An 18,964-nucleotide genomic window follows, 5' to 3' on the forward strand; every position below is an offset into this window, starting at 1 on the left:
TGAAGCTGATAGCTTGAACGGGACATCAGCGGTCCTCCCCAGCGCTAGTTGGTGAGGTGGCAATTTCTGTACGGTTATCACCAAGAAGAACATGGTCAAATATTTGCCGCACTATGTCCCCTACAGAAGGACCTGCGCCGCCATTTTCTAAAATAATAGTGACAGCGATAGTTGGCTTATCATAAGGCGCATAAGCAATCATCAATTTATGGTCACGCAAGTGCTCGGCGAGTTTACTTGCATTATAGGTTTCATAACTAAAGACTTGAGCCGTTCCAGACTTCGCGGCAGCTTTATAAGGGGTACCGATAAAACTACGACGACCTGTACCATTAGGTGCATTGGCTACGCCATACATCCCCTGTTTAGCGAGTTCCCAATAACCCGAATGAATGTCCCCAATTTGAGTGGTTTCTTTATCTTCATAAGGCACCATGGCATTACCAAGTTTGGTGCCATAAAGTAAGTGAGGCGTTTTGACCTGACCGTCATTGATTAAGGTCATTAAGGCCTTTGACATTTGAATTGGGGTAGCAGTCCAATAGCCTTGGCCGATCCCGACTGGAATAGTATCCCCTTGGTACCAAGGTTTCTTATAACGTTTTTGTTTCCACTCACGAGTAGGCATAATGCCTGAACGCTCTTCGGCAAGGTCGATCCCAGTGTACTCGCCAAAGCCAAAGCGGGTCATCCATACAGAGAGACGGTCAATACCCATATCATAGGCAACTTGGTAGAAGAAGGTATCTGCAGACTCAATAATAGATTTCATCACATTCAGCTTACCATGGCCCCAGCGTTTCCAATCTCGGTAGCGTTTTTCTGAGCCGGGGAGTTGCCACCAACCGGGGTCAAATATTGTGGTGTTGGGCGTGATGACTTTTTCACTCAATGCGGCAACAGAAATAAAGGGTTTTACGGTTGAGGCTGGGGGGTAAAGCCCTTGGGTTGTTCGGTTAATCAACGGCCTATCAGGGTTATTCAGTAACGCTTGGTAATCTTTGTTTGAGATACCGTTGACGAACAGGTTTGAGTCATAGCTTGGGTTAGAAACCAGCGCCAGTATTTCCCCGTTGCGTGGGTCTGTCACTACGACAGCAGCACGGCTAGTGGTTAATAATTTTTCAATATAGATTTGTAACTCGAGATCAATCGTTAAATAGATATCCCGGCCAGCTTGAGGCGGTTGTTCATGAAGCTGGCGAATAACCCGCCCTCGGCTGTTAACTTCGACTTCTTCATAGCCTGTTTTACCGTGTAATACACTTTCATAATAACGCTCGATGCCTAATTTACCAATATCATGGCTAGCCGCATAGTTAGGTAATAACCCGTCTTTATCAAGGCGCTCGATGTCTTTATCATTAATTTTAGCGACGTAGCCGATGACATGGGTCAATGCAGAACCATATGGATAGGAGCGACGTTGATAACTTTTAACTTCTAAACCGGGGAAGTGGTATTGGTTTACGGCAAAGCGAGCCACTTGAACTTCATTTAATTGTGTTTTTAAGGCGATAGAGGTAAAACGACGTGAGCGCTTACGTTCTTTTTCAAAATTAGCAATATCCTCATCGGTTAAATCAACGATATCACGAAGTTTGTCTAAGGTTTCTTGTAGGTTATCGACTTTCTCTGGCACGATTTCTAACTGATAAAAAGTGCTATTTAGGGCGAGCTGTGTTCCTTGCCGATCGTAGATAATGCCACGGCTTGGTGCAATGGGCACCAATTTGATTCGGTTATCATTAGAGCGAGTTTGGTAATCCTCATGGCGAACAATTTGTAAATGGTACAAATTGGTCACGAGGATCGAGGTTAAAATGACAATCACGCCGAAAGCAATAAGCGCTCGGCGGATAAACAAAACAGATTCTGCGGTGTGGTCGCGAAAAGGGGTGCGTTGTGTTTTCATCCCATTGCCATTTTGAACTTATTCAAACCAAACTATTCCCTATGATAAGGGTGATTAGTCGTAATACTCCATGCGCGATAAAGACTTTCGGCAACAAGGACACGAACTAGTGGGTGAGGAAGCGTAAGTGGTGATAATGACCAACTTTGCTCAGCCGCCGCCTTACAAGCGGGAGCTAGCCCTTCGGGACCACCGATCAATAAGCTGACATTACGGCCATCTTGTTTCCACTTATCCAATTGAATGGCCAGTTTGGGAGTATCCCAGCGATCTCCTGGAATATCCAAGGTGACAATACGGTTTCCTTTACCCACGGCTGCGAGCATTAACTCGCCTTCTTTTTCTAAAATGCGTTTTATATCTGCGTTTTTCCCGCGTTTCCCAGCGGGTATCTCCGTTAATTCAAACGGCATATCTTTAGGGAAACGGTGGAGGTAATCCATAAAGCCGGTCTGGACCCAGTCCGGCATTTTTGTTCCAACGGCGATGAGTTGTAATTTCAAACTCAGCTCCAGAGTTTTTCTAATTCGTACATGCGGCGGCTTTCGTCTTGCATAATATGCACAATAGCATCACCTAGGTCTACTACGATCCAATCAGAAATGCCTTGCCCTTCAACACCTAATGGCATTAAACCATTTTTACGGCAGGCATCTATTAACCGGTCAGCGACAGACATCAGATGGCGGCTTGATGTCCCTGTACAGATGATCATCTGATCGGTAATACTTGATTTCCCTTGAACATCGATAGTGATAATGTCTTCTGCTTTGGCATCATCAAGCTGATCGATAATAAATTGTTGGAGTTCAGTTCCTTGCAAAAGGTTCACCTTTCATTCAAATAAACAGAATATTACATTAAACACTGTTTGTAGTTTGTAGATAAAGCGTTTGCTGATAGCTAATGAATCAAAATCATTCTCAGCGAAGCCATTTTACCCTAGATTTTAAGAAAAATCGGCTAAATTCTTTTTTATTCATTATGGAGTGAAATTTATAGGGATATCTGCTCACTTGAGCAAGAGGTTTGTGTTAACTTTACAAAATAACTCAACAAATTCGCACCCTAGCAAATATTTTAGAGTGAGATGGATATTGTGCAAATAATGAAGCCAAATATTTTCGTATTTGAAGGGGGTAGTCATCTCCCCATGAAAATTCAACCATGGGTAGAGCCTATTGTGGAATACCTAACGGCTGATGTTGTCAATTCAGCCCACAACCGCGTAGATGGCATTATTTGTGCTGCGCAAGATAGGCTTCAATTGGCTGGGTTATTTCCAGCGAGTATTGCGGTGATCACTGACGAGCAATGGCATGATGTCGACTACTGGGATAGTTTCTTAACGAAACTGTATGTTTTGCAAAGGCTTAATAACTTATGCCAACACCTAACACAGGCTGAAATCATCCAATTTCATAGCCGCCATAAATATTTGATAATGGCATATTCTCCTGTGGGGTATCAATTAACTGGCCGCTTAGTGGCAAGTATTCGTAAGGGAAGCGATCTCCACGGTTTTTTTAACCACTACAAAGCAGGGCTAATGGAAATATTTTCGTCCCTTCCAGCTAGAAATATTCAAGTAAATGCGCTTAGCCATATGCAAGGATATTTTAAACGTAAAGCAACCTCAGATGAGAAAAAACGGTTGTTATGGTTGATCAATGATTATCGAGAAGGGAATTTACCAATAAGCCAGCCGTTAGCAATGATGCGCCAATTATTGGTGCAATACCCTGATAACTATTTGAGTGAACAATATTTTTTTGAACCTTACCCTAATTGCATCCCCATAAGAGAACTTCCTTATCGTTGGTAAAGGTGCTGTTGGTGAATATATTGAAGAACGGTTTCAGGGATAAGTTCGCTACAGGTGTCCCCTGCATTTAGTTTTTCACGTATTTCTGTGGCAGAAATATTGATAAGAGGGGTGTCACCAATAAAAATATAACCATTGGCAGATTGGCTTAGTTGCGAGGGTGTTGTGGCTTGATGTTGTACCAGCCAAGCTTGCATTTTGGGGTCGGTAAATTGCGTAGCATATCCTGGGCGGGCACAAACTAATAAGTGGCAATTATCAAGAATTTTCTCCCATTCGTACCATGTATTAATAGATAACAAGGAATCTTGCCCAATGATAAACGCAAGGGGTTGGGTTGGGCCCATTTCTTGGCGTAGTTGAGAAAGTGTTTCTATCGTATATGAAGGGCTATCTTTTTCTAGCTCACGAGTGTCGATGGCAAATAACGGGTTATTTTTAACCGCTAATTTTACCATTTCCAAACGCTGCAATGGGGTAGCCTCTGGTTGCGGACGGTGTGGCGGGACATGATTGGGTAATAAAATAATTTTTTCTAACCCAACTTGTTGAGCTAGAGCCTGAACAGGGCGTAAATGACCGAAGTGGATCGGGTCAAATGTCCCACCAAATAACGCTTGAAGGTGATTGTGTTTATCTTTAGGCGAAAAATGGTCAGTCATGAATAAAATTCTCTGCAAATGCTTTACCACATAATAACATAGATAGTGATTGTAGGTCAGGCCATGCTGAGTGACTAAAATCTTGTTTAATATGGATTTCAGCTTGTGTTAATAACATTAGTGCAGATTGTAATTGATGCAACGTTAAACGCTGTAGTGCTTCAGAGATCATTCCACGGCGGTTTTGCCAAACTTTGTGTTGGTCAAATAACGTTTTCAATGGTGTTGTGACTGATTGGCGTTTTAACGTAATAAGCAGTATTAATTCACGTTGTATTGAACGTAACAAAATGACGGGTTCAACATCTTCATGTTGAAGTTGTTCTAAAATATGCCATGAACGGCGTGATTTACCTGCAAGTAACGCGTCGACCCAATGGTACGGTGTAAAATGGGCAGAATCATTAACTGCATTTTCAACTCGGGGGTAGGTGAGTTTGCCATCAGGGTACAGTAATGACAGGCGCTCAAGGGCTTGCGCCAAACCTAGTAAATTACCTTCGTAGCAATAACAGAGCAGTTGGTTGGCTTCGGCTTCTAAAGATAAGCGCATACTGTACGCGCGTTTCGATACCCACTGAGGGAGCCGTTGGTATTCAGGCGTCAGGCAACTGACATACACCGCCTCTTTACTGAGGGCTTTAAACCACCCGCTGTTTTCTTGGGCTTTTGTTAGTTTATGTCCACGTAGTACAAGGAGTAGATCTGGGTGAAGTAACTGCGACAACTGGCTTAATTTTTCCGCCATTGCTGCGTTGGGGCCATTTTCAGGTAATAACAGCGTCAGAGTTTGACGACTAGCGAATAAGCTTAGCGCCTGACATTGGCTAAAAATTTCATCCCAGTCAGTGTTCTGCTCAAGAGAATACACAAAATGTTCCTCAAAGCCTTGTTGTTGGGCAGCTTTGCGGATGGCATCTTGACTTTCTTGAAGTAGAAGGGGCTCATTGCCCCAAATCAAATAGCGGCCTCTTAGCGTTTCTTGTAACGAAGAGGCCAGCTGTTCAGGGTAAATACGCGTCATTATGGTTGCGTGTTCGTATCAGCCGCTTGGTTTTTTGCTTTTTCAAGTTCGGCTGAGTGGACAAGCAGTAACTTACGAACTAAGTTACGTGCAGCTTGCTCCTGCATTTCTTGCCTAACAATTTCTTTTTCTGCATCTTTCGCAAGTGCTTCTAAAGGGTTGTCAAAGAAAGTACGCTCAACACGACTTTGTAGCGGGTAAATAGCGCCATCAGGCATCAACACTTGCGCATTCATAACAAGTGTAAGTTGCTTTTCTGCTGCTTTACCATCTTGATAAATCGAAACGGTTTCCGTGTTTTCATTGGAACCGAGGACTTTCAAAATAGGGACACTTGCGTTGCCTGTTTCAAGGATTGTTACGTTATTCAGCCGTAACTGCTCCCTAAGTGCCCTTGTAGGATAGCCATATGGGTCACTTGAACTCAGCTGCAACGTTTTCAGTTCTTCAGGAATTTGGGTGGTTCCTTGAAGGCGAAAACCGCAGCCTGCGGTGACTAGCACCGCCAGGCTCAAAAATAAAGTTATCAGATAACGCACCTGGCCTCCTTATCAGCCATCAACCTAACTATTAACCTACAACAAGGTTTAGCAATTTGCCTGGAACATAGATTACTTTGCGGATGCTAACACCTTCAAGGTATTTCGCTACGCTAGACTCTTTTTGTGCCATATCCAGTACAAACTCTTGGTTTGCATCAGCAGGAACTGTTATGCGACCACGGACTTTACCATTAACTTGAACAACAACCAGCTTGGTGTCATCAATCATCGCTTGCTCATCAGCAACTGGCCAAGAAGCAAAATCAATATCTTCATTATGCCCAAGCGCTTGCCACATTTCGAAGCAAGCATGTGGGATAATCGGTGACAACATTAACGTAATTGCTTCTAGAGATTCTTGAACTAACGCACGGTCCTGTTCGCTCTCTTGTGGGGCACGAACGAGTTTGTTCATGAACTCCATCACAGCAGCAATAGCAGTGTTGAATGCATAGCGGCGGCCAACATCGTCGGTAACTTTAGCAATCGTTTTGTGCAGGTCGCGACGTAAGTCTTTTTGCTCTGGCGTTAACGTGCTGATATCTAAAGGTAAGGTTGCCCCTTTTTGTGAGTGTTCGTGTACTAAACGCCAAACACGGCGAACAAAGCGGTTCGCACCTTCTACGCTAGATTCTTGCCATTCAAGGGTTAATTCAGGTGGTGCGGCGAACATCATAAACAGACGAACGGTATCGGCACCGTATTTTTCGACCATTAATTGTGGGTCAATACCGTTGTTTTTCGACTTAGACATCTTGCTCATACCGGTATAAACCAGTTCATGGCCTTCTGCGTCTACAGCTTTAATAATACGGTTCTTATCGTCACGTTCAACAATCGCTTCTGCTGGAGAAACCCAAACGCGCTGACCGTCACTCCCGGTGTAGTAGAATGCATCAGCTAATACCATGCCTTGGCACAGCAGACGTTTAGCTGGCTCATCGGAGTTTACTAAGCCTGCATCACGCATTAATTTATGGAAGAAACGGAAATACATTAAGTGCATGATAGCGTGTTCGATACCACCAATGTACTGATCAACCGGTAACCAATAGTTAGCCGCAGTTGGGTCTAACATACCCTCATTGTGTTGTGGGCATGTATACCGAGCGTAATACCAAGATGATTCCATGAAAGTATCGAAGGTATCTGTTTCACGCAGGGCTGGCTGACCATTAATCGTGATTTTAGCCCACTCAGGGTCGGCTTTAATCGGGCTAGTAATACCATTCATTACGACATCTTCAGGTAAAATTACTGGCAGTTGATCTTCAGGAATTGGAACGACTGTGCCATCTTCTAATGTTGCCATTGGGATAGGTGCACCCCAATAACGTTGACGTGAAACCCCCCAGTCACGTAAACGATAATTTACTTTACGTTGACCTGCGCCAAGAGCAACCAGTTTGTCTGATATCGCATTGAAACCAGCTTCGTGATCTAACCCGCTAAATTCACCTGAATTAATCAGAGAACCTTTATCCGTCATAGCTTCTTGCGATAAATCAGGCTCGTTGCCTTCTGCATCAGCAATAACGGCTTTGATAGGTAAGTTGTATTTGTGTGCAAACTCCCAGTCACGTTGGTCGTGAGCAGGAACTGCCATGACAGCACCCGTACCGTATTCCATTAAAACAAAGTTAGCGACCCAAATTGGCAGTTTTTCTTGGGTTAATGGATGCACAACGAATAACCCTGTTGCCATCCCTTTTTTATCCATGGTTGCCATATCCGCTTCTGCGGTTTTGGTATTACGGCACTCATCAATAAATTGAGCTAATTCAGGGTTGTTAGTCGCTGCCTCTTTAGCTAAAGGGTGACCTGCGGCAACAGCCACGTAAGTCGCCCCCATAAAAGTGTCTGGGCGGGTAGTATAAACGGTTAATTTTTCATCACGTTCGGCTACATTAAAGGTGATTTCAGTCCCTTCTGAGCGGCCGATCCAGTTACGTTGCATCGTTTTAACTTGCTCTGGCCAATCTTCGAGTTTATCGAGGTCATTGAGCAGTTCTTCTGCGTAATCTGTGATTTTAATAAACCATTGTGGGATTTCTTTGCGTTCAACTGGGGTATCACAACGCCAGCAGCAACCATCAACAACTTGCTCATTGGCGAGTACAGTTAAATCGTGTGGGCACCAGTTAACCGCTGAGGTTTTTTTATACACTAAACCTTTTTCATATAATTTAGTGAAGAACCACTGTTCCCAACGGTAATACTCAGGGGTACAGGTTGTGACTTCACGGTTCCAGTCGTAACCAAAGCCCAACATTTTTAGCTGGCCTTTCATGTAATCGATATTGGCGTATGTCCAAGGTGCAGGAGCTGTGTTGTTTTTAACCGCAGCACCTTCAGCAGGTAGGCCAAACGCATCCCAACCGATTGGTTGGAGTACATTTTTCCCTAACATGCGTTGGTAACGAGAAATAACGTCACCGATGGTGTAGTTACGTACGTGGCCCATGTGTAGTCGACCAGAAGGGTAAGGTAGCATGGACAGGCAGTAGTATTTTTCTTTGCTGTTGTCTTCTGTCACTTTGAAAGTTTCTTTTTCATCCCAGTGACGCTGTACTTTAGGCTCTATATCTTCTGGACGATATTGTTCTTGCATGGCACCGATAATCCTATGGTGAATATAAATGCTACATCTGTAGCGTGGATGTCTATCTTTATTTAGATCCGCATAGCATAGCGGATCTGTACCGAAAACAACAATAGTTGATTAGCTGAACCTGCGGGGGGAAGCTGAATATTGCTTTTCGGGGAACGGGATCAGCATATTTTATGCCGATAACCAAACAACTTAACTAAAAAAACAGCTAAATGGTAGTGGTTTGTTGAACTATTTTGAATTCAGCAAGTTGTTGTTTATTTCTATAGAAAGAGCATTGTCTTTATTGTCCCGAATGAAAAAGCATGAATTCCTTAAATAAGATGAACTCATTGAACGTAAATTAGAGGTGATACCGATAAAAGGGGAAACAAATGAACGCGATTAAAGCTCAATGCCACTGTGGGGCAATAAAGTTTACAGTGAAATTAACCGATGGGTTAAATACGGCTAGGCGCTGCAATTGTTCTTTCTGTGCGATGAGAGGGGCTGTCGCTGTTTCTGCACCATTATCAGGGATTAAACTTTTGGAAGGAAAAGATAAGTTAACAGAATATCGTTTTAATACTCATCAAGCTGTTCATTTTTTTTGTTCGGTGTGCGGTATTTATACCTTTCATCAACGGCGATCAAACCCAGAGGAATACGGGGTAAATGCTGCCTGTTTAGAAGGTGTCTCACCATTTGATTTTGCATCTGTGAATGTAATGGATGGTGTTAACCACCCAAATGATGGTGGCGGTGGCGTAATGGGGCAGTTAATATTTAAAAAAATGACTAAAGAAGAATGACGAGCTAAAGCGCTTTATACCAAAATAGTGCGGTTTCATGAGCGTTTTTGGTGCAACGGTATAGCGCTTTATTATAACCCTCGACACAACAATTCTTGTGTACATAATTCTTGTGTAAATAACGTGGTGAAATCGCAGTGAGTACAGTCTAATTCGTCGGGGTGAGTAATCTATAAGATGGAAATATTTTGTCGGTTGATTTTCATGGTTGTTAAGAAAAATGCGGTTAGACGATAAATTATGGAAGATTACGTGACAGCGACTCCAAGGGAGCCCTGCCACGTTGTTTAGATATATTATTGAGATGAATTAATGAAGTATTTTCGCAAGGAAATCTTTAGCACGTTCAGATTGTGGGTTAGCGAAAAAGTCTTCTTTTTTACTGTCCTCAACAATTTTCCCTTCATCCATAAAGATCACGCGGTTTGCTACTTTTTTGGCGAAGCCCATTTCATGGGTAACCACCATCATGGTCATCCCTTCATGAGCTAATTCAACCATGACATCAAGTACTTCGTTGATCATTTCAGGGTCAAGAGCAGATGTTGGTTCATCAAATAACATTGCAATAGGGTCCATACAAAGTGCGCGGGCAATGGCGACACGTTGTTGCTGTCCCCCTGATAATTGAGCAGGGAATTTGTTCGCATGGCTTGTTAAGCCAACTCGTTCTAAGAGTTTCAACCCTTTAGCTTCAGCGGCTTTTTTATCTCGGTTTAATACTTTGACTTGTGCCAATGTTAGGTTTTCTATAATTGATAGATGCGGAAATAGCTCGAAGTGCTGGAACACCATTCCCACCTTAGAACGCAACTTTGCAAGGTCAGTTTTTTTGCTATTAACTTGAATATCATTCACAAAAATTTCACCCTGCTGAATAGGTTCTAAGCCATTCACTGTTTTTATTAATGTGGATTTACCAGAGCCAGATGGCCCACATACTACCACGACTTCGCCTTTTTTGACTTCAGTTGTGCAGTCTGTAAGCACCTGAAATTGGCCATACCATTTAGATACATTTTTCAGGGTAATCATGAAACAGTCCTTTTCTTAAGATAATTCACTAACATGGAAGCGCCAAAACTGATTATAAAGTACACCAGACCTGCGAATAGTACCATTTCCACCTGTGTGCCATCCCGTTCGCCAATGTTAGTGGCTGTCCGGAAGAAGTCCGTCAAACTTAGGACGTATACCAATGAGGAGTCCTGAAATAAGACAATACCTTGAGTTAGTAGCAATGGTACCATTGCTTTGAAAGCCTGTGGTAATACAACTAGCCTCATGGTTTGCATATTTGTCATACCAAGTGCTAATGCTGCTGATGCCTGACCTCGGGAAATACTCTGTATACCCGCACGAATAATCTCTGAATAGTAGGCCGCTTCAAAAAGGGAGAAGGCTATCATTGCTGAAATTAAACGAATATCATTTTTTGGTGATAAGCCTAGAACATTTTGTAATAAGCTAGGCACAATCAAATAAAACCACAATAAAACCATGACTAACGGGATAGAACGAAAGGTATTAACATATAAGGCAGCAAACCAACTGATAGGCTTGAAAGGTGATAGCCGCATAACAGCTAAGACTGTTCCCCATAAAATCCCGACGACAATGGCGGTAAGTGTAATTTTAGCGGTGACAATAAAGCCATCAATTAAGAAGGGGATACTCGGTGCAATTGAGCTCCAGTCAAATTCGTAAAGCATCTTATCGCCCTCCAATAGTGCCAGGTAAACGAACTTTTCGTTCGAGTAGCGACATTAAAATCATAATGATGACGTTAATACCAACATAAGCTAATGTTATGGCTGTAAATGATTCCCATGCATGGGCAGAGTAATCCAGTAGTTTCCCCGCTTGTGCAGCCATATCAACTAAGCCTATTGTTGATGCGATTGCTGAGTTTTTGACCAAATTCAACATTTCTGAGGTCATTGGTGGCAATATTACTCGGTAAGCATTCGGCAATAAAACGTAACGATATGTTTGTGGGAGAGTTAGCCCCATCGCCAGAGCTGCGCTTTTCTGCCCGCGAGGGAGCGATTGAATAGCGGCTCGAACTTGTTCGGTCATCCGTGCGGCTGTGAATAACCCAAGGCATAACATTGAAGAAATAAAAAATTGGTAGTTAGGGTCTAACTCCATTTTAAACCAATCCCCAATGGAGCGAGGCAGCAGCTCAGGGATCACCAAATACCATGTAAAGAATTGCACAATCAATGGTACATTACGGAATAACTCAACATAGGCAGTGCCAATAAAGGCTAAGTAACGATTAGGTACGGTACGTAGAATACCAAAAATTGAACCGACTAAGAATGCGATAATCCATGCACAAATAGAAAGTGTAACGGTGACTTCAAGGCCAGATATTAACCACCCTAGATAGGTGGTATTCCCAAACGGGGCTTCCTGAAGGAAAATCCCCCAATTCCAATCAATAGACATAATGTTGACTTCCTGTGGGCAATTAGATCCCCGAATACTGTTATCGATAAGTATGCAAGGCGGGGAACGACCGCCTTGCCACTATCTACTTCACAGTAATACCCTGTTTGTCTTTTTATTAGTTTAATGCTTTGTCATTCGGTGCTTTAAATAAGGCTTTCATTTCATCGGATAACGTAAATTTCAGGTTGAGATTTTTGGGTGGAATTGGCTGGTTGAACCAACGCTCAAAGGACTTCTCTGCGATGCCTGATGTTTGTGCATTGGCGATAGTTTCATCAACGAGAGCTTTAAACTGAGGGTCATCTTTACGTAACATGCAGCCATAGGCCTCTTCAGTTTGCGGTGTACCGACTATCTCCCATATTTCAGGTTTTTTAGCTTTAGCACGCTCACCCGCTAACAGCGCATCATCCATCATAAAGGCAACTGCACGACCGGATTCTAAGGTACGGAATGAATCACCGTGGTCTTTGGCGCTAATAATGCGCATCTTCATATTTTTTTCGTCATTTAACTGATTGAGTAGAATTTCAGAGGTGGTACCAGAGGTAACCACGACGTTTTTCCCAGCTAAATCTGCGAAATCTTTCACACCTGAATCGCCTTTGGTTAACAAGCGTGTGCCGACCACGAAGATAGTGTTAGAGAATGCAGCTTGTTTTTGTCTCTCTAAGTTATTGGTGGTTGAGCCACACTCGAAATCAAATGTGCCATTTTGCAGTAATGGAATACGATTTTGTGAAGTAATCGGGATCAGTTTGACCTGTAAATCAGGCATATTGAGTTTTTTCTTTACTGCATCGACAATTTCGTTGGAATAATCTTGTGAGTAACCAACGACTTTTTGGCTATTATCATAGTAGGAAAATGGGACAGAGGATTCACGGTGACCAACAACAATTACACCGTTGTCTTTGATTTTTTTCAGAGTACCGTTTAGCTCTTCTGCTTGAACAGCGCAGGTTGCACCTAAAATCATCATTGATAATACAAGCTTACTTATACGCATAATTACAGCTCCTTTAGACCATCGGTGTAAACCCATCGTATTTCAAACGCTATCTTGACGGGCGAGCGTCAGTTGGGCTAATTGCGGTTAAAGCTGCTGTTAGCTAAACTGTTGTTCTTCCGTTAGATACCCCTTGAATGACTTTGGCTTTGTTGTGTTGTGTTTGCGGATATTTTGCTGATTTAGACAATGCCGCGATTATCCGCTATATGTTTTATTATTGTTAAAAAGTAATTAAATTTGTTAATTAATGAAAACAAATTGTTTCAATTTCGGGAGCTGTCTCGCATATTATTTGGCGATTTCTTGAATTGCTGCACTAACATGATAAACAGCGGCTAAAATTTGCTTAAATCCGACAATCATGCTCCGTTAGAGTGCAAATCATTTCGTTTTCACTCGATGATTAAAATAAAGCAATTTTTGTGCCTACTTTTAGATGTGTTTAGATTTTCATTGAGCTAAAAAGGAATGTTTTTTTGTAAAGTTAGATGATGATACTTGTACGGAATGTTTTGCTGTGTAAGATGTAACCTCTATTTAACTTATAGATGGTGTAATGGTATTAATCAAAGCATGGTTTTTATCATTGCTACCAGCGTGTAAACCATATAATTGGTGTTATTTCAGGAAGATATACCGAGATACGCATGAACAGGCATTTGAAATTAGGTAAAGGATTAGTGATACTCGCCTGTCTGATGGTGTTGGTTTGTATGAACCAACGTGCTGTCGGAGAGCGTCTGTTCGCCAATTTTTTTGTGCCTAATGTGTTAGTACAGGCGCAAGACCCTACCGGGTATAGCTTTAGCTATGTCGAACAACCTCAAATAGAACAGAGTGATAACAGTAGTACTCAACTTTCCAGTTGTGAACTTAGCGCGAAGTCATTAATGACATTGTTGCCTGCTGTTATTGAACCATTCTTCTTTATGTTTCTTTCTTTAGCTGCATTAACTCTATTTTGCACTAATCTATTTATATCTAGAGCTAACAATGAAGAGAAACATGCCCCCCCTCGTGTCAGACGACATTTACAGTTTTGTAATCTTCGGAATTAGCACACAACAAATAGGGATCTGTTTGTGTAATTTATTCTGGAGGAAACAATGCGTTTTTTGATTAATTCATTTTTAATTTTATTTGCTCTTTTTTCGAGCAGCATTCATGCTGCGGATACGGGGTGGTTGCAACCAGCGAATAACGGGTGGATGAGTGATAACACCCCAAGGCATGCACAAGTGAGGTTACTCAGTTCTACCCAAGAACAGGGTAAAATCGATATTTTGCTTGATGTGAAACTTGATGATGGCTGGAAAACTTATTGGCGCTCACCGGGAGAGGGGGGCGTTGCACCTGAAATTGTGTGGTCATCACCTGTAGAGTCCACCGATTGGCAATGGCCAACGCCTGGGCGTTTTGATGTCGCAGGGGTATCAACTCAAGGCTATATGGGGGATGTTGTTTTCCCTATTACAGTCAAAAGTACTGAAAAACTAGATAAACTGGCTGGGACATTAACATTATCGACTTGTAGTAACGTTTGTATTTTAACGGATTATCCGTTTGAGCTCGATTTAACTGAGCCTGTTCCTGCTGATTTTACTTGGGCGTTTAACCAAGCGAAAGGGGCAGTACCGCCAACAAGTGGTTTAGTTGAGCAAACTAAAGTTGGTTTTGCCCATGACAAGCTCGTTATCGAATTACAAAAAAATTCAGGTAGCTCGTGGGGGAAACCGAATATCTTCACTGATGTTGTTGAAGGTGCAACATTAGGGGTGCCTGAGATTGAAGTCTCAGGGGAGCATTTAACAGCAACTATCGACGTTGGTGATGATTGGGGTGGGGAATCCCCAGATTTAACCGGTAAAACTGTTTCATTTGTTGTGAGTGATGGTGATATTTCTCAGCAAATTAATAGCCAAGTTGGTTCATTTTCAGGAACTATTGGTGGAAGTAGCGCTGGAAGTGCAATTTCCTTATGGCAAGTGGTGGTATTTGCCTTGGTTGGTGGGTTAATCCTTAACTTAATGCCATGTGTTCTTCCTGTGCTTGCGATGAAGCTGGGCTCGGTATTGATGGTGCCTCAAGGTGAACAAAAAACCATTCGTCGCCAATTTTTATTATCTTCCTTAGGAATTTTAGTTTCCTTCTGGTTACTTGCTTTACTCATGACGCTGTTACGTGTTGGGCAACAAGCCGTTGGCTGGGGAATTCAGTTTCAAAACCCATGGTTTATTGGTTTTATGGTGCTAGTTACAGCACTGTTTACTGCTAATTTATTTGGTTTATTTGAAATTAATTTAGGGAGTAAGGCTAACACTCGTCTTGCAACCGCTGGTGGGCATGGAAATAGTGGGCATTTTTGGCAAGGCGTTTTTGCAACCCTGCTAGCGACTCCTTGCTCTGCACCATTTTTGGGCACCGCAGTTGCTTTTGCACTTACCGCCCCGATGGAAGAGTTATGGTTGATTTTCACGGCTCTGGGAGTCGGGATGAGTTTGCCTTGGTTATTAATCGCCGCTTTCCCAGTAATATCAAGGTTATTACCAAAACCTGGCATGTGGATGCTAAAATTACGTGCTGTGCTTGGGGTGATGATGCTCCTCTCCAGCTTGTGGTTAATTAGCTTATTAATTCCTCATTTTGGTGTCACAGTATCAACAGCTATAGCGGTAATTTTCTTAGTACTGCTGGTGGTTTTTATTGCGATAAAAAGAGGGGGACGAGCTGCGTTCTTGCCATTGTTGTTATTTGCTGTTTTCGCTATTGGTTTTGTGTGGATGACGCAAGAGCAACATACCGGAAGCCGTTCTTTAGTAAAGGATAGTGTAGATTGGCAGCCATTAACTGAGCAGGCAATTACAGATGCACTGGCCGATAATAAACGTGTCTTTATTGATGTAACCGCTGAATGGTGCGTGACTTGTAAGGCGAATAAATACAATGTGTTATTGAGAGATGATATTCAGCAGCTTCTTAGTGAGCCTGACGTCGTCGCTTTACGTGGTGATTGGACGAAACCATCACCAGAAATTACTGCCTTCTTACAAAAACGTGGGCAGGTAGCTGTTCCATTTAATCAAATTTATGGCCCTAACTTGGCCGAAGGCGAAGTACTGTCAACTATACTTGACCGTGAGTCGTTAATATCAGTTATGAATCAGGCCAAAGGAGCCACAAAATGAATAAAACAATTTTAGCTGTTCTATTTTCATCACTTATGTTTGGTGCAATGGCACAAGCCGCGCCACTAAATGCAGAACAGGAAGCACAAGTTCGTAAGTTAGTCAGAGATACGTTAGTAGAAAACCCTGAGATTTTAGAAGAGGCGATCGTCGCACTGCAAGCCAAACAGGGTGAGAAGCAACAAGCGCAGATGAAAGAAACGCTAAAAATGGAAAAAGAGGCATTATTTAATGACCCAACTAGCCCAGTTTTAGGTAATAAAAATGCGAAGCTAGTTTTGGTCAACTTTACTGATTTTAACTGCCCATTCTGTAAACGTTTTGACCCACAACTAGAGGATATCGTGAAAAAATATCCAAATGATGTTGCTGTGGTTATCAAATATCTGCCATTTAAAGGCCAGACTTCAATGGATTCGGCTCAATTAACGATGACATTATGGCAAGAGAATCCAAAGGCGTTTGAAGCGTTACATCATAAATTTATGCAAAAGCAAGGCATGCTGTCTGATGCGAATATCAAAGAAGCCCTGAAAGCGACGGGTAATGATAAACTGAAAGCGAGCGAAAAAAGCCGTGAAGGTATTCGTACTAACATGATGTTAGCTGAAAAACTGGGAGTGAATGGGACACCAGCGACACTAGTCGGTGAAGAAATGATCCCAGGGGCTATTGATGCGCAGCAGTTTGAAGCGATAGTGAAAGAGCAGTTGGCTAAGCTCAAATAATATCCTTGTTATACTTCGCGCTGTGGCGTTGTTGGCTTGGCATACTAACCCTAGTCACATACTGATGTATGCTCCTAGGGCTTAGTTTCACTTGCCGCCTAGCCACAACACGAATTATTTAGGGGATAAAGCTAAGCTTAAGATTGACTTAGAAAAGTATTAGCGAATCAGCAAAGAAAGCATTTTAACTTAATGACAAAGCATTAATTTCGATTAAATGCTTTGCTTTGCTACAGTTTAAATTTGTACTATTTGATAACAAATAGGTTAATAACCGTATGAATAGACTGAAAAAGTGGTCTAAAGAAATTATCGTTTTAGCCATTATATTGTTTGTTGCCTTTACGGTAATGGACTTGTGGCGTAAACCACAAACTTTAGCCCCTGCATTGTTGGAACAACATACTTTAGTTAATGGTGAAACGGTTTCATTAGCTGAGTTAAGTAAAGAAAAACCGATATTGGTTTATTTTTGGGCTACATGGTGTGGTGTGTGCAATCTAACTTCGCCAACAGTTTCAGATTTAAATCAATCAGGTATGCCGATTATTTCTGTTGCCATACGTTCCGGTGAAACGGCTCGCTTAGTCTCAGGGATGGAAAAAAAGGATTTAAACTTCCCTGTTATCAATGACAGTAGTGGGCAGCTCTCGAATGCGGTAGGAGTCAGTGCAACACCGACGTTTATGGTAATTGATAACGGCGAGTTAGTTAGTTTTACTTCAGGCTGGACTAGCTCTTATGGTTTAAAAATGCGTATGTGGTTAGCCTCATTTTAATATTTTTATGATCCCCTCGCTCGTTAAAAGGGGATTTTTCTGTCTATAAGTTTAATTTATCATTATGGTAAACTCATCCTGCTATATAAATAATAAAATAGGTGGATGGGATGGTAGTGTTCAAAAAAACAGTATGCTTACTGTTAGGTGCAGTATTAATGGTTGGGTGCTCGCCTGATACGGAAGAAAAAGCAAAATCTGAGCCGTCTTCTGTAGCAACTGCGAATTCAGAATTAAAACAGCGCGTTGATGAAATTAAAAGCAATTCGACAGAAGATAAAATCAATGCATTTAATGCCAAGTCAGATGATGACCCGACAATGCTGCGTGGCATTTTTTTGTCTGAAATGGCGAAATCATTACCTATGTTGATTGATGATGTAACATTATTAACAGAGGTGACAGAAAAAAATGGCATGTTGTTTTATCAATATACTATCAAAGGGATCCCTGACAATGTGCTAGAGAGTAATAGCTGGCAGCAGAACATGCGTAAGGTCTTAGATATAAATTACTGCGGTAAGGATGCAGGAATGAAAATTTTACATGAAATGTTCCCTGATGGGATCACACATAATTATTATAAATCCAATAAATTAATTTTTACCTATATTGTTACTCCTGCTATTTGCCTCTGACCTTTATCATTGCGCCTGATAATCGCTATTTATCAGGCGTACTCATGATTAAAACTCTAAATTACGAATAAAACGGTATTCAGCCGATTGGGGTTTTAAGCGGTATAAATTGGCTGGTCGGCCGCGCTCATGGCGTTTTTCCCCTGTATCGATAAGCAAGTCTGCTTGTTCTAAACGACGTCTAAAAGACTTATTTTGCAAAGTCTTACCAATTAAAACCTCATGGACATGCTGCAATTCAGACAGTGTAAAAACGTCAGGTAAAGCAAAGCCGGGTACGATGGAATAAAGTGATTTTTGTTGTAAGCGCTCACGAGCCTGTTGATAGAGTTGTAAATGGTCAAATGCCAGAGGCAATGTAGCGATGTCATCAATAGATACCCATTTTACTGATTCGACGGTCTCAATATGAGCTTCACAATCTTGATAAGCAATTAAAGCGGTATAACAGACAGTGACAGACCAACCCCGAGGATCACGTTGTTTATTACCTACCGTACAAAGTTGTTCAACATAAGGCGGGATAACCCCAGTTTTTTCTTTTAGCTTACGTAGGATTGTCTCTTCGATAGTTTTATCATTTTGTTCATCAACGAAGCCACCAGGTAACCCCCATTTCCCCTTTTCAGGGAAATTTGCCCTTTCGACTAATAAGACTTTGAGTGTGTTTTCATGATATGTGAACAAGACGGCATCAACAGTCAGCAGTGGTGAGAGATATTCATTTTTGTTATATCCTGCTAAAAATTCTTTTTCATTCATATTGTTACCTACTTTAAATTGCACTCAAATCAA

General features: G+C 41.9%; 19 protein-coding genes. 7 read left to right on the forward strand and 12 right to left on the reverse strand.

The window, feature by feature from the left end:
* Positions 1-25: 25 nt before the first annotated feature.
* The 3 genes from mrdA to rsfS are packed head-to-tail and all read right to left on the reverse strand — an operon-like array spanning position 26 to position 2,747.
* Positions 26-1,915 carry a peptidoglycan DD-transpeptidase MrdA gene (mrdA, locus tag P3L56_RS05310; RefSeq protein ID WP_042848372.1) on the reverse strand — a complete coding sequence of 630 codons (1,890 nt, stop codon included), beginning with the start codon at positions 1,913-1,915 and terminating at the stop codon, positions 26-28.
* 32 nt (positions 1,916-1,947) lie between these two features.
* A complete protein-coding gene (rlmH, locus tag P3L56_RS05315; protein ID WP_048606343.1) occupies positions 1,948-2,418 on the reverse strand; it encodes a 23S rRNA (pseudouridine(1915)-N(3))-methyltransferase RlmH in 471 nt (156 codons plus the stop codon).
* Positions 2,419-2,420: 2 nt separating this feature from the next.
* Positions 2,421-2,747 carry a ribosome silencing factor gene (rsfS, locus tag P3L56_RS05320; RefSeq protein WP_080750930.1) on the reverse strand — a complete coding sequence of 109 codons (327 nt, stop codon included), beginning with the start codon at positions 2,745-2,747 and terminating at the stop codon, positions 2,421-2,423.
* Positions 2,748-3,068: 321 nt separating this feature from the next.
* Between rsfS and P3L56_RS05325 the strand changes: the two genes are divergently transcribed.
* A complete protein-coding gene (locus tag P3L56_RS05325; protein ID WP_225832864.1) occupies positions 3,069-3,740 on the forward strand; it encodes a YbgA family protein in 672 nt (223 codons plus the stop codon).
* Here the strand turns inward: P3L56_RS05325 and nadD are convergent.
* Genes nadD through leuS form a run of 4 tightly spaced genes read right to left on the reverse strand, consistent with a single transcriptional unit; the run spans position 3,728 to position 8,579 of the window.
* Positions 3,728-4,402, reverse strand: a complete 675-nt coding sequence (gene nadD, locus P3L56_RS05330; protein WP_131680482.1) for a nicotinate-nucleotide adenylyltransferase — start codon at positions 4,400-4,402, stop codon at positions 3,728-3,730. The two genes, P3L56_RS05325 and nadD, sit on opposite strands and share 13 nt — an antisense overlap.
* The gene (gene holA / locus P3L56_RS05335; RefSeq protein ID WP_042848365.1) at positions 4,395-5,426 is read right to left on the reverse strand and encodes a DNA polymerase III subunit delta; all 1,032 of its coding nucleotides are present in this window, start codon (positions 5,424-5,426) and stop codon (positions 4,395-4,397) included. Before holA ends, nadD begins: the two co-directional genes overlap by 8 nt.
* On the reverse strand, positions 5,426-5,965 hold the full coding sequence (gene lptE / locus P3L56_RS05340; protein ID WP_042848364.1) for an LPS assembly lipoprotein LptE: 540 nt from the start codon (positions 5,963-5,965) through the stop codon (positions 5,426-5,428). Before lptE ends, holA begins: the two co-directional genes overlap by 1 nt.
* A 31-nt stretch (positions 5,966-5,996) precedes the next feature.
* Positions 5,997-8,579, reverse strand: a complete 2,583-nt coding sequence (gene leuS, locus P3L56_RS05345) for a leucine--tRNA ligase (RefSeq protein ID WP_166685904.1) — start codon at positions 8,577-8,579, stop codon at positions 5,997-5,999.
* Between the two features lie 374 nt (positions 8,580-8,953).
* Here leuS and P3L56_RS05350 point away from each other — a divergent pair, with 374 nt between their 5' ends.
* A complete protein-coding gene (locus tag P3L56_RS05350; protein WP_042848361.1) occupies positions 8,954-9,370 on the forward strand; it encodes a GFA family protein in 417 nt (138 codons plus the stop codon).
* A gap of 309 nt (positions 9,371-9,679) precedes the next feature.
* Here the strand turns inward: P3L56_RS05350 and P3L56_RS05355 are convergent, their stop codons facing one another.
* The 4 genes from P3L56_RS05355 to P3L56_RS05370 form a co-directional block, all read right to left on the reverse strand.
* Positions 9,680-10,405 carry an amino acid ABC transporter ATP-binding protein gene (locus P3L56_RS05355; RefSeq protein ID WP_042848359.1) on the reverse strand — a complete coding sequence of 242 codons (726 nt, stop codon included), beginning with the start codon at positions 10,403-10,405 and terminating at the stop codon, positions 9,680-9,682.
* Entirely contained in the window at positions 10,402-11,082 is a 681-nt protein-coding gene (gene gltK / locus P3L56_RS05360) for a glutamate/aspartate ABC transporter permease GltK (RefSeq protein WP_042848358.1), read from the reverse strand. The genes P3L56_RS05355 and gltK overlap by 4 nt, the downstream gene beginning before the upstream one ends.
* Before the next feature lies 1 nt (position 11,083).
* Entirely contained in the window at positions 11,084-11,824 is a 741-nt protein-coding gene (locus P3L56_RS05365) for an amino acid ABC transporter permease (RefSeq protein ID WP_042848357.1), read from the reverse strand.
* A gap of 118 nt (positions 11,825-11,942) precedes the next feature.
* A complete protein-coding gene (locus P3L56_RS05370; RefSeq protein ID WP_210831385.1) occupies positions 11,943-12,836 on the reverse strand; it encodes an amino acid ABC transporter substrate-binding protein in 894 nt (297 codons plus the stop codon).
* A gap of 650 nt (positions 12,837-13,486) precedes the next feature.
* Here P3L56_RS05370 and P3L56_RS05375 point away from each other — a divergent pair.
* The 5 genes from P3L56_RS05375 (at position 13,487) to P3L56_RS05395 (ending at position 18,169) form a co-directional block, all read left to right on the forward strand.
* Positions 13,487-13,897, forward strand: coding sequence for a hypothetical protein (locus P3L56_RS05375; protein WP_042848354.1), 411 nt, complete (start codon positions 13,487-13,489; stop codon positions 13,895-13,897).
* Positions 13,898-13,945: 48 nt separating this feature from the next.
* Positions 13,946-16,024: a protein-disulfide reductase DsbD family protein gene (locus P3L56_RS05380; RefSeq protein ID WP_210831384.1), complete on the forward strand. Its 2,079-nt coding sequence runs from the start codon at positions 13,946-13,948 to the stop codon at positions 16,022-16,024.
* Positions 16,021-16,752 (forward strand): DsbA family protein, encoded by a 732-nt coding sequence (locus tag P3L56_RS05385; RefSeq protein WP_042848351.1) that lies wholly within the window; start codon positions 16,021-16,023, stop codon positions 16,750-16,752. The genes P3L56_RS05380 and P3L56_RS05385 overlap by 4 nt, the downstream gene beginning before the upstream one ends.
* 278 nt (positions 16,753-17,030) lie before the next feature.
* Positions 17,031-17,531, forward strand: a complete 501-nt coding sequence (locus P3L56_RS05390; protein ID WP_042848350.1) for a protein disulfide oxidoreductase — start codon at positions 17,031-17,033, stop codon at positions 17,529-17,531.
* 110 nt (positions 17,532-17,641) lie between these two features.
* The gene (locus P3L56_RS05395) at positions 17,642-18,169 is read left to right on the forward strand and encodes a hypothetical protein (protein ID WP_048606353.1); all 528 of its coding nucleotides are present in this window, start codon (positions 17,642-17,644) and stop codon (positions 18,167-18,169) included.
* Positions 18,170-18,217: 48 nt separating this feature from the next.
* Here the strand turns inward: P3L56_RS05395 and P3L56_RS05400 are convergent, their stop codons facing one another.
* A complete protein-coding gene (locus tag P3L56_RS05400; RefSeq protein ID WP_042848348.1) occupies positions 18,218-18,931 on the reverse strand; it encodes an NUDIX hydrolase in 714 nt (237 codons plus the stop codon).
* Positions 18,932-18,964 lie beyond the last annotated feature (33 nt).

It is taken from the genome of Providencia sp. PROV024 (assembly GCF_032709665.1).
Taxonomy (GTDB): domain Bacteria; phylum Pseudomonadota; class Gammaproteobacteria; order Enterobacterales; family Enterobacteriaceae; genus Providencia; species Providencia huashanensis.

Bases quoted from the DNA above. Each gene is read 5' to 3' on its own strand.
- mrdA (WP_042848372.1), bottom strand. From the start codon at position 1,915: ATGAAAACACAACGCACCCCTTTTCGCGACCACACCGCAGAATCTGTT.
- P3L56_RS05325 (WP_225832864.1), top strand. From the start codon at position 3,069: ATGAAAATTCAACCATGGGTAGAGCCTATTGTGGAATACCTAACGGCT.
- nadD (WP_131680482.1), bottom strand. From the start codon at position 4,402: ATGACTGACCATTTTTCGCCTAAAGATAAACACAATCACCTTCAAGCG.
- holA (WP_042848365.1), bottom strand. From the start codon at position 5,426: ATGACGCGTATTTACCCTGAACAGCTGGCCTCTTCGTTACAAGAAACG.
- leuS (WP_166685904.1), bottom strand. From the start codon at position 8,579: ATGCAAGAACAATATCGTCCAGAAGATATAGAGCCTAAAGTACAGCGT.
- P3L56_RS05350 (WP_042848361.1), top strand. From the start codon at position 8,954: ATGAACGCGATTAAAGCTCAATGCCACTGTGGGGCAATAAAGTTTACA.
- P3L56_RS05355 (WP_042848359.1), bottom strand. From the start codon at position 10,405: ATGATTACCCTGAAAAATGTATCTAAATGGTATGGCCAATTTCAGGTG.
- gltK (WP_042848358.1), bottom strand. From the start codon at position 11,082: ATGCTTTACGAATTTGACTGGAGCTCAATTGCACCGAGTATCCCCTTC.
- P3L56_RS05365 (WP_042848357.1), bottom strand. From the start codon at position 11,824: ATGTCTATTGATTGGAATTGGGGGATTTTCCTTCAGGAAGCCCCGTTT.
- P3L56_RS05370 (WP_210831385.1), bottom strand. From the start codon at position 12,836: ATGCGTATAAGTAAGCTTGTATTATCAATGATGATTTTAGGTGCAACC.
- P3L56_RS05375 (WP_042848354.1), top strand. From the start codon at position 13,487: ATGAACAGGCATTTGAAATTAGGTAAAGGATTAGTGATACTCGCCTGT.
- P3L56_RS05380 (WP_210831384.1), top strand. From the start codon at position 13,946: ATGCGTTTTTTGATTAATTCATTTTTAATTTTATTTGCTCTTTTTTCG.
- P3L56_RS05385 (WP_042848351.1), top strand. From the start codon at position 16,021: ATGAATAAAACAATTTTAGCTGTTCTATTTTCATCACTTATGTTTGGT.
- P3L56_RS05390 (WP_042848350.1), top strand. From the start codon at position 17,031: ATGAATAGACTGAAAAAGTGGTCTAAAGAAATTATCGTTTTAGCCATT.
- P3L56_RS05395 (WP_048606353.1), top strand. From the start codon at position 17,642: ATGGTAGTGTTCAAAAAAACAGTATGCTTACTGTTAGGTGCAGTATTA.
- P3L56_RS05400 (WP_042848348.1), bottom strand. From the start codon at position 18,931: ATGAATGAAAAAGAATTTTTAGCAGGATATAACAAAAATGAATATCTC.